7 protein-coding genes and 1 pseudogene are annotated in these 11,069 nt (G+C 37.0%); 6 read left to right on the top strand and 2 right to left on the bottom strand.

From position 1 onward, the window contains the following. Window positions 1-222: pseudogene (locus F596_RS11390) on the bottom strand (IS982 family transposase); the annotation flags it as partial. 170 nt (window positions 223-392) lie between these two features. On the opposite strand from F596_RS11390, the gene F596_RS0102420 reads away from it, so the two are divergent. The 4 genes from F596_RS0102420 (at window position 393) to F596_RS0102405 (ending at window position 4,916) form a co-directional block, all read left to right on the top strand. Next, window positions 393-722, top strand: a complete 330-nt coding sequence (locus tag F596_RS0102420) for a hypothetical protein (RefSeq protein WP_008450365.1) — start codon at window positions 393-395, stop codon at window positions 720-722. A 198-nt stretch (window positions 723-920) separates the two neighbouring features. Further along, on the top strand, window positions 921-3,050 hold the full coding sequence (locus F596_RS0102415) for a TonB-dependent receptor (RefSeq protein WP_019035731.1): 2,130 nt from the start codon (window positions 921-923) through the stop codon (window positions 3,048-3,050). A 27-nt stretch (window positions 3,051-3,077) separates the two neighbouring features. Beyond that, window positions 3,078-3,839 carry a hypothetical protein gene (locus F596_RS0102410; protein ID WP_238292593.1) on the top strand — a complete coding sequence of 254 codons (762 nt, stop codon included), beginning with the start codon at window positions 3,078-3,080 and terminating at the stop codon, window positions 3,837-3,839. A gap of 30 nt (window positions 3,840-3,869) precedes the next feature. Next, window positions 3,870-4,916 carry a hypothetical protein gene (locus F596_RS0102405; RefSeq protein ID WP_019035729.1) on the top strand — a complete coding sequence of 349 codons (1,047 nt, stop codon included), beginning with the start codon at window positions 3,870-3,872 and terminating at the stop codon, window positions 4,914-4,916. A gap of 149 nt (window positions 4,917-5,065) precedes the next feature. Here the strand turns inward: F596_RS0102405 and F596_RS0102395 are convergent, their stop codons facing one another. Then, a complete protein-coding gene (locus tag F596_RS0102395) occupies window positions 5,066-7,096 on the bottom strand; it encodes a beta-N-acetylglucosaminidase domain-containing protein (protein WP_019035727.1) in 2,031 nt (676 codons plus the stop codon). Window positions 7,097-7,313: 217 nt separating this feature from the next. Here F596_RS0102395 and F596_RS0102390 point away from each other — a divergent pair, with 217 nt between their 5' ends. Together F596_RS0102390 and F596_RS0102385 are read left to right on the top strand one after the other, a co-directional pair. Beyond that, the gene (locus tag F596_RS0102390; RefSeq protein WP_019035726.1) at window positions 7,314-9,215 is read left to right on the top strand and encodes an LptF/LptG family permease; all 1,902 of its coding nucleotides are present in this window, start codon (window positions 7,314-7,316) and stop codon (window positions 9,213-9,215) included. 28 nt (window positions 9,216-9,243) lie between these two features. Next, entirely contained in the window at window positions 9,244-10,452 is a 1,209-nt protein-coding gene (locus tag F596_RS0102385) for a bifunctional 3,4-dihydroxy-2-butanone-4-phosphate synthase/GTP cyclohydrolase II (protein ID WP_008450380.1), read from the top strand. Window positions 10,453-11,069: the final 617 nt, after the last annotated feature.

The raw sequence follows: 11,069 nt of genomic DNA, 5'->3' as shown, positions 1-11,069 counted from the left end.
TACTATGGAAAGCGATACTATTTCAAGGTCGCTAAATCTCGGAACGACGCCTGGGCGTGGAATATTACCTTGCTCATTTACTAAATCTTTTGAGAATAGCTTGCATATATCAAGGATTTTTACGAAATTTGTATATAAGTTGTGCATACTGATTTTATAACTTAATGTATTGAGCAATACTAAGTTACAAATAAATTCTTGTATGTACAACTTTTCTTTCATATAAATTTATCTATTATTTTAATTCCGCCAACGGGTATATACATTATTATTATAGCAGGTGAAATCTTAATATTAGCTAAATAATAGATGTTATATACGTGATAATGCATGAAAAATAATACTTTTGTCAATAGATATTATTAGATTTGTAAAATCTATATAGCAGCAAGATGAGTTTAGTAAAGAAAAGGAGTTATAGCTTGTTTTATGCGTGGATACTGTTATTAGTGTTCACAGCATCTCATATAAGCAAAAGTCTTGACCTACACCTTTACCAAAACATCTCACAAACATCTAAAACTCAAAAGGTATATCAGGACACAGATATAAAGCCTTATTGTTCTATCTGTCATTTTATATGGCTAAAGTCAGAATCAGTAAAGAATATTATCTTTACTCCTATTCTTGTAGGTATTCTTATAGCACATTATGAAATAAAAGAAATTACTGTTTGGCGTCCTGTTAGTTCTGTTAATGCTCATTCTCCACCCACTTTTTAGTCTTGTCTAAGATTTGCTTAGACGCTTGTTTCTTTTTATTAGGCACAATGTTTTTATGTCGTTTGTATATAAAATAGGATATTATATATACAAAGGTGTGTTTATTAATAATCTGTGTTTATACTAACGTTGTTGCTTTAAGAAGAAGTGTTGTGCCAAGTTGTTTAATATATTTTTTAAAAATTTTATAGTGTAGGAATGAATAAAAAAGCCTATGTTAGTTTTACTTTTTTTTGTATTACTAACTTTAGTTTGATTCCTTCTATTAAGAGCTATGCGCAAAAACCGCAACATGCAGGTGCGCAGACAGACTCTGTTCAGTCTAAAACATATAGCTTGGGAGGGATAACTGTAAGTGGAGAAAGAAAACTTGTTAGTGTAAACGCCATTAGCAGCCAGATAGATAAAACTACGATAGATCGTTCTTTAGGTCAGTCGCTTGCTACTATGCTTGAGCGTATTAGTGGTGTAAGTGCCATAAGAACGGGTACAACGATATCAAAGCCTGTGGTGCATGGAATGTATGGAAACCGCTTGCTTATGATAGTAAACGGTGCGCGCCAAACGGGACAACAATGGGGCGACGATCATGCTCCTGAGGTAGATAAAAACAGTAGCGATAAGATAGAGGTTGTTAAAGGTGCTGAAGCGGTGAGATATGGCTCGGAAGCTCTTGGCGGTGTTATTGTTATGCAGCAAGCTATGTTGCCTTATGGTAATAGGCATGTAAAGGGTAAGCTGCTTACTATGTATGGCGATAATGGTAAACGCTATCAGGTAGTAGGTAGGGCAGAGGGTTCTGTGCCTTTTCTTAACGATTTAGCATGGAGAGTGCAAGCTACATATAGTAATAGTGGCGACCAACACTCTGCAAAGTATATACTTAACAACACTGGGACGCGTGAGCTTAATTTCTCCGGAGCATTAGGATTTAAGCATAAAAGCCTACGTATGGAAACCTTCTTTACGAGATACGACCTTAAGCTGGGTGTGCTCTTTAATGCACAGATGGGAGAAGCCTCCCTTCTTGCAGAACGTATCTCGCTCGGAAAGCCTGTCGTCTTTACGCCTTTTACCAGACATATAACATATCCTTTTCAGCATGTGGTACATAACAATGTAACTTTTAAGATGTATTACGCTGCTAACGGTATAGGAGACTTTAGCTGGTTATCTTCTTTTCAGAAAGATGATCGCAAAGAAAACAGAATACGTAGAGAGAATCTTTCTGAAATACCTGCGGTAAGTTTGCATTTACAATCACTGCAAAACAAAATACGTTGGCATAAAAGGTATGATGAATGGCAGTCAGAAATGGGAATACAACATTGTTATACTAATCACAAAAACGAACGCGGCACAGGTGTAGTACCTATTATACCTAACTATGTAGAAAACACTTTAGGTATATATGCTATTCAAAAATATAATAAAAGCAAATGGAATGTGGAGCTTGGAGCAAGATACGACAAGCAGGATACTAAGGCAGCAGGATACGATTGGACTGGACATTATTATGGGGGGCATCGCTCTTTCTCTAATTTTACTTATAACATAGGTACACAATATAAAGTAAACAGGCTATTAACAGTTTATTCTAATTTCGGAGCTGCATGGCGCGCACCACACGTTTACGAGCTTTATAGCAATGGTAACGAACTTGGATCGGGTAGATATATCATTGGCGACTCTACTCTTAGCTCTGAAAACAGTTATAAGTGGGTTACGTCAGTGCAATATAAAAGTACTTATATTAAGCTACGCCTTGATGCTTATCTACAATGGATAAGGAACTATATGTACGACAGACCTGCACATGAAAATATCACTGTAATATCAGGCACATACCCTATATTTAAATATATGCAGACTAATGCCTTCTTTCGTGGTATGGATTTCGATTTACATATATTACCTATAAACTCTATAGACTACCATTTTATGACCTCTATGATATGGGCTAACGAGCAGAGTACAGGCAACTACCTACCATATATACCCTCTTTTCGCTTTAGTCATAGCATTACTTATACACCTAAACCTATAAAGCAATGGGCACCATGGATAGCTCTTAACCACAACTTTGTAGCACGGCAGTATAGGTTCGACCCAAGTACCGACCTCATAAACACAGCTCCTGAGGCATATAATCTTTTTGGTTTTGAAGCTGGAGTGTCATGGACTATAGATGCTCATAACACTTTATCTCTTAGCGTAATAGGCGAGAATGTCTTTAATAAAGAGTATAAAGAATATACTAACCGAGCACGTTATTATTCGCACGATCTCGGAAGAAACATCAGTATAACAATGGGCTGGAAATTTTAATAATAACTATTAATACTTTTATAAACAATGAAAAGATTAACATTTACAACATTACTGAGTAGCTTACTCATATTAAGTAGCATAATGATAGCAAGTTGTAGCAGCGATCCTGCTCAGCCTGAAAACGAAATTAATAACAAGCATCATGAAGATCCTTTCTCTTCTGTGTTTACACTCATAGAAGGTAAGCTCAAAGAGGGGAAGAGCTTTTCTGCTAATCTCCTGCCAGAAGATGTAATACTTACTAACAATACGCAGGTTATCTATTATACAGTAGATAATAATCATGATAAGAAAAGTCAGGGGTTTCATATAGATACTTCTAAGGGTAGTGATAAGTTTGTAGTAAAAAACAACACTAAAGATTCAAGGACGGTATACATGTTAAAGATAGATTATTATAATAAAGACCATCAGCTTATGAACGATCAGTTCTTTGAAAACGACCAAGATAAAATACATCAACATTTCTTTCAACTATTTAAAACAGATAAAAATAATATCTCTATTCGTGAAAATGATAAAAGCAAGCTGCCTTTCGATTATGTCTATGCAGATGATTACAAAGGAAAATTTATAGGAAAAGAAAACCCAATGGGATTTAAAGGATTTGTTATCTTTAAGGAAGCAGGAAGGAAATTTGATTTAAAAATATCTTTAATGCACTCTGGAAATATGAGCAAATTTGATAAAAACCATAAAGCGTCCGATTTTTATATCCCCTCAAATGGTCAGATTACTAACGCCCTGTGGGACTTTCAGGCTATATTACCTATAGAGATTAAGTAAAGAAAAATAACAATTAAAAACATATCAACAATGAAAAAAACTTTTAACATATTACTCTCCCTTACCATCGTAGTCCTTATAGTGGTATCGTTTATAGCATGCAGCAGCGAAATGCCTGTAGATAATAGCAAGAAGACAGAAGGACAGCACCTCTCAGGACCTATACCTGCAAGCGTAGAGGTTAAGATAGTTTACGGGCATCTACATGGTTATACAGGTTTTCATGAAAACGCCAGAATGGCAGGCACTACGTTTATAACGCCAAAGCCTACTTTTAAGTTTAGATTAGAAAACAACCAGTGGGTAGCCGATAAAAACAATCCAAAATATCTTTATGCCTTTAGCTCTAACAGTTATTTTAACACTGAGGGTGCAAGGGCTTATGCTTTAGATATACACTATTTTGATGCTAATGGAAAAGATATTACAGCAGAAATGGTTGCTAACGGGAAAGAAGACAAGTTACAACACTTCTTTGTACCAGAAGATGTAAAACCTTTAAACGATTTTGATAAAAATATAGATAATCCTAATAATAACGACTTCTTTCGCTATGATTATATTGATCCTACACCGTTTGGGAAGACCATGCACGATGATAAGGCAGAATATAACGGACTAAAAAACCCAATGGGATTTAAGGGATATATGACCTTTGGATATAGCCGACAAACCTTCAACCTTGCCGTTAAGCTGATGGAAGCGAAAGGAAAAAAGCATATAACTTACAAGAAAGTAGACTTTATTACTAACGACCATCTAAACGAACACACACATAACTATAGGCAGGTAGCATCATGGACTCCAACGAAAGAGCAGGAAGAAGATAACTTGTGGTACCCTACTTTCTATATACCTGTGATGGTTTATGCTTGTTGGGGAGAAGAATATTCTGGAGATGTGGAAATGGGCGAAGACGGATCTTTACCCAAAATAGAAACTTTAGAGCCAAAGACGCAGCGATTAATAAAAACTATACAAAACAATCTTGGGCTTAGTTACAAAGAAATAATAGAAAACTTATATTACCAACTAAAAGGTGATACTAACCCAGAGGCTGGTACATACTGGTTTTAAGTAACCCTTTCTTTAAGGTATAACATATTAAAGAAAACAAGAAAACTCTCTTTCCTTAGCATACTAACGTAAGAAGAGCGTAAGAAGAAGCCACGAGGTAAACCTGATTTACTTCGTGGCTTATAAATAAAAGCATAAAGCATAAAGAATTATTCTCCTTGCAATTGTTTTGCTAATAAGGTTATAAATGGGCGCATAACCTTTTGTGAAGGCTCTGCTGATATGTAACTTAGCTTTATATCATCACCCATACCATTAAGAATACTAAACTTATATTTGCCGTTATCGTCTAAATCGGCAGCAAGCGATAAGAGCTTGTTTTGATAGAAAGCCGCAAAAGGCTTACCTTCTCTCTTTGCGTCTATAGCTGTAAGCATCTCATGTATAAGAAAAGCCATATCGCTCACCTTTTCTATCCAAGGCTTAATGTCGGCATAAAGCAAGCTATCAGGCTCGTTAGCAGAACGCTTCATCACCTCAAAGGTGTTACATTCGTTTATTAAAAGCTCCATTTCGGCTTTTAAAGCTGTAGTTTTCCCATCTTTCTTATATGCGGCAATAAGGTCTTTTAGTGGGTTATCGTCATAATAACGCAGATATTTTGACACATGACAAAAAGCCTTAGCACGCTGTTTGCCTACTACGGCGCACAAGGCTGCTCTGTAGCTCTTCTCATTATTAAACCCTTTATGGTTCCAAGCATAGTCGCCTAAGCCGAAAAGGGCTATCTTAGAGGCTGTTCCTTGCTGCATGGGATTAGATATTAATGCGCTTGCACCATTTAAAGTAGCTTCTAACCTTGCGTTGTTGTCTATCCAACGTTCGTCGGCAAAGTTAGTATAAGTATCGCTAATGAAAAGTTTGCTCATGTCGTTATCATTACATGGATAGTTCCACCACCATGCTAAAGAACGCCCAAAGCTCTTTGATACCACAGATAAGTCGTGCGAATTAGGCACACTCCATATCTTAGCCCCAGTAATATATACCACAACCTGTTTCGGGGTGTGGCTTAAAGCCTTGAAAAAGTTATGTCGCACGGTGTCGTTAAACCATGAATAAGCGTACAGCTGCGGCACAAAGTTGATAGGTTTTACCGTGTCGGCAGCCGATTTATATGCTTTGTTCCACATAGCCTCCACAGCCTGCTGAGCTTCTGTGAGCCTTTTTGCGTTCAGTGAAAGACTAATACTATCTAAAGGTACACCAATATCATCTACAAAAATGCCAAACTGGCGCACGCCAAGCTGATACATCTTCTCAAACTTATTCATTATCCTGCCTATAACATTGTTGCCCTTGTTCTGGGTGAAAGCACTACCAGGGTGAATAGCCCAAATAAAGTTCACCTTATTATTATGGGCTGTCTTGGTAATATCACGCAGCATAGGGGCAGACAGATAGCCTATAGCTTTTTGTTCAGAAGTAATAGAGTCGGGGTAAGGCTCTTCCCACTTTTGCGAATGATAAGGATCGCTCTTTGCACCATACATATAACTGTTCATCTTATAACGTGCCATAAAGCGGAAAAGGTCTTTTGTAGTTTCGGCAGTATAAGGCACACCATAATAGCCTTCTATAACGCCACGATATTGTATGTCAGCATAATCTTCTATCTTTACACAAGCTAAGTTTTGCGTACCATTATCTAATATCTGCTCAAGAGATGCTATACCATAAAACGTAGCATCGGTGTTCTCACCAAGTATAAGAACGTTAGCCCTACCTTTTTGAGAGGTAAGATAAAGCAAGTGTTTGTCAAACTTGCCTTTTTTATCAATCACATCTGGCGTTATATGCCATTTTTTTGCTATCTTGTTAGCTACATCATTGCTGTGAGCCACACCAAGAAAGACGTTTGAAAGACTATTCTTAGCTTCCTTACCAAACCGTACGTTTAGCCCTTTAGATGCTAATAGCTCTTTAATACGCCCCACAGTAACATTATCTATAGAAGCATCTGCTACTACATTTACCACCTTTGTAAAAGAAGCCCTTGTTCCTAAGAGCTGTTGGCTGTGAGGTACAGGATAAATAGTATACACGCTTTGCGCTGCTACTAACAACGAAGTAGCAAAGAAAAACATACATGCTACAGTTTTTTTAACACACATTTTAGCTTTTATATTTAGGTTTATATTATTTGCTATAATAGAAAAAGTTATATTAGTGTTATACATCTTTATATATATAAAATGTATATTCCCCTACAAAGGTATAACTTTTTTTGATAATACATCAGAATGTTAATAAGGAATAAGTCTTTTCACTATCAAAAAAAAAGTATATCCTTTTGAAAGGTATTGGTAAGAATAAAAAGTAAAAAAGCAAAGTTCTCCCTTTTTTTATGTACTTTTGCACCTAATATAAAATATCAATGCATCGGTGCATTAATAAATGTTACGCTTCAAAAAATTAGATATATTCATTGCCAAGCAGTTTGGTTTACTCTTTGTAGGCACTTTCTTCATCAGCCTTTTTGTACTGATGATGCAGTTTTTATGGCGTTTTGTAGACGACCTTATAGGTAAAGGGCTTACCATAGATGTGCTTGCACAGTTTTTTGGTTACATGGCTTTAATGATGGTGCCACAGGCTCTTCCGCTTGCTGTGTTGCTATCGTCGCTGATGACTTATGGTAACCTCGGCGAAAGTTCGGAGCTAACAGCCATAAAGGCGGCAGGAATATCTTTGTTTCAGTCTTTTAGAGGGTTAATAGGCATAACCATTCTTATAACACTATTATCGTTTTATTTCCAGAATAATATTGCTCCTGTAGCGCAGAAGCATCTCTATCAGCTTATTATATCTATGAAGCAAAAGAGCCCAGAGCTGGAAATACCGGAAGGAGTGTTTTATAGTGGCATTCCACAAACTAACCTCTATGTTGAGAAAAAAAATCTTAAAACAGGCCATTTATATAATATAATGGTGTATCGTATGACCGATAGCTACGAAGATCAGGCTATAATACTTGCCGATTCGGGTATGCTTCAGTCTACAGCAGAGAAAAAACACCTCGTTCTTAACCTATGGAATGGAGAGTGGTTTGAAAATATGCGCGACCAAGAGATAGGAAACAGCTCAAGCGTGCCATATCGTAGAGAAACTTTTGCGCATAAAAAGATAGTTATAGACTTCAATGGCGACTTTAGTCTTACTGAGGTTGCTGGCCTCTCTAACGATGCACGTACAAAGAGTTTAGCCAAGATACAACACGATAAAGACTCTCTAATACAAGTATATGACAGCGTAGGAAAAGCATATTATAAAGATATGCAGAAGGCATATTATCCACACCCTATACTAAAAACGGCGCAACAGGAAAAGGTTAGAAGGATAGAAAGTTCTAAACATTTTAATATCGATTCCCTTTTTGCTCATCTGCCCACCGATAAACGGCGAACAGTAGTGGATATGGCTCTGGCTAACGTTCAGCAAGAAGTGGGAGAACTGGAGTTTAAAAGCATGATAACCAGTGATGCTGATAAGATAATAAGGCAGCATACTATAGAGGAGATTAACAAGTTTACACTTGCCCTGACCTGTCTTATCTTCTTTTTCATAGGTGCTCCGCTTGGGGCTATTATACGTAAAGGAGGGCTCGGGCTGCCTATTATAGTAAGTGTTATAGTTTTTATAATATTCTATATCTTAGATAATACAGGGTATAAGATGTCTCAGCAAGGTGCTTGGGCTATATGGTTTGGTAAAGGACTCTCGCCGGCAGTACTGATACCTATGGCTTTGTTTTTTACATATAAGGCTAATAACGATTCTATGTTCTTTAATGCCGACTTATATAAGAACACCTTAAAACGCATCTTGGGCATTAGAATGAAGCGAAACATATTAAGAAAAGAAGTGCTTATCTCTGATCCTGATTATCATAAAGATGCTCTGATACTTAAGCAGATTAATGAAGATATTGCAAGATACCACAAGGATAAGCGGCTCACATCGCCTCCTAACCCTATAAAAGTGTTCTTTAAATATCATGCCGACCATAAGATAGAACAGCTAAACGCACTTTTGGAAGATATTATAGACGATTTGAGTAATACTAAAGATCGCTTTATACTAAGCGAACTAAACAAGTATCCTATCATTGCTACTAAGGCACACACACGCCCATTTGAGAAAAAATGGCTGAACATTGTTTCAGCACTCATAATACCTCTGGGCATATTCTTTTACTTAAGAATGTGGCGTTTCAGATTTCGCTTATACAGAAACCTAAAAGAAATAACAAAAGTTAATAATAATATCATAGAAAGAATACAGAAAAGCAGAAGTTAAAGAAAAATGAATTATAAATAGTAACTATATGGAAAACTTTAAATTAGATAGCATTGAAGATGCACTACAAGACTTTAAAAAAGGCAAATTCATTATCGTTGTAGACGATGAAGATCGTGAAAACGAAGGCGACTTAATAATGCCAGCGGAGTTTATAACTCCTGAAAAGGTGAATTTCATGCTTAAAAATGCGCGTGGAGTGCTATGCGTGCCTATCACTAAAGTAAGAGCTACAGAACTGGAGCTGCCACATCAGGTACCTAACAACACCTCTATGCTGGAAACTCCTTTCACGGTTACTGTAGACAAACTTGAAGGCTGCTCTACGGGAGTATCTGCTCACGATAGAGCCGAAACCATAAAAGCCCTTGCCGACCCCACTTCAAAGCCCGAAACCTTTGGACGTCCGGGGCATATAAACCCTCTTTACGCACAAGAGAATGGTGTGTTGCAGCGCTCAGGGCATACAGAAGCAGCTGTAGACCTATGCCGCTTAGCCGGCTGTTACCCTGCAGGAGTGTTAATGGAGATAATGAACGAAGACGGCACTATGGCACGAATGCCCGATTTGCAGGTGAAAGCCAAAGAGTGGGGAATGAAGATTATTAGCATTAAAGACCTTATTGCCTATCGCTTAGACAGAGAAGCTGGTATCAAAGTGGGCGAAAAGGTAGAACTACCCACCATGTATGGAAACTTTCAGCTCATTCCTTTCCAACAAAAAAACAATGGCATAGAACACATGGCTTTAGTAAAAGGAGAGTGGAAAGAAGATGAAAGCATATTGGTGCGAGTACACTCTTCATGCGCTACGGGAGATATACTTGGAAGCTGTCGGTGCGATTGCGGCGAACAGTTGCACAAGGCTATGAAGATGATAGAGGAAGAAGGCAAGGGAGTACTGATATATATGCAGCAAGAAGGACGTGGAATCGGACTTATGAATAAGATAGCTGCCTACAAACTGCAAGAACAAGGCTTAGACACCGTTGATGCTAATATACACCTCGGATTCCGACCAGATGAGAGAGAATATGGTAGCGGCGCAGAGATGCTCCGACACCTTGGCGTACACAAAATGAGGTTAATAACTAACAATCCCACCAAAAGAGTGGGCTTAGAAGCATACGGACTGGAAATAACCGAAAACGTTCCTATTGAGATTACCCCTAACAAGTACGACTATCGTTACCTAAAAACGAAGCAAACACGTATGGGGCATAATCTTCATTTGTAAACAATGTTATAAAGCTTTTTAATTGTTATAATAAGCGTAGCCTCTTTTTTAGAGGCTACGCTGCTTTATATAGTATACTTGTTGCCTTATAAAAGCCATACTATAGCCTTATAATCATACGAGCATAGCTCACCCTAAAAGCCACAGAAAGCCTACTTTTATAAAGAAAAACATTATAGGCGGGAAATAAAAATAAATTAATTTTACTGCATTTTTAATCTATTTTTATATCAAAAATAATTTATTTTTCCTTTTTGTTCGATTCTTTCTCCTTGCAAAATGTTTACCTCTTATTTATATATAGATGTGCTTTGGTATCTTATTACCATGTAGCAATAGCAATTCTAAGTAATAATATTTCTTTTCTTTTACTTATATATATAATGTAAGGCAGGTATATTTTTCCCATGTAAATATACCTGTCTCTGCCGTTTTTGTAGCTATAGTGAAGGTTAAGCATCTTTTCGTATCGAAGCCAAAAAAGTCCGTTTCTAACCTTATAGGAAACGCCACTTCTTCGCAAAGTAAAATTTTTAATGTAAAATATGGCTTTTTTCTTTTGTTATATAAAATAATTGTTTATCTTTGCCTCTAAGTTCTATAAGATGTATCAGAGA

Source organism: Prevotella amnii DSM 23384 = JCM 14753 (assembly GCF_000378745.1).
Classification (GTDB): Bacteria; Bacteroidota; Bacteroidia; order Bacteroidales; family Bacteroidaceae; genus Prevotella; species Prevotella amnii.
This window is presented reverse-complemented; position numbering and strand designations above follow the sequence as displayed.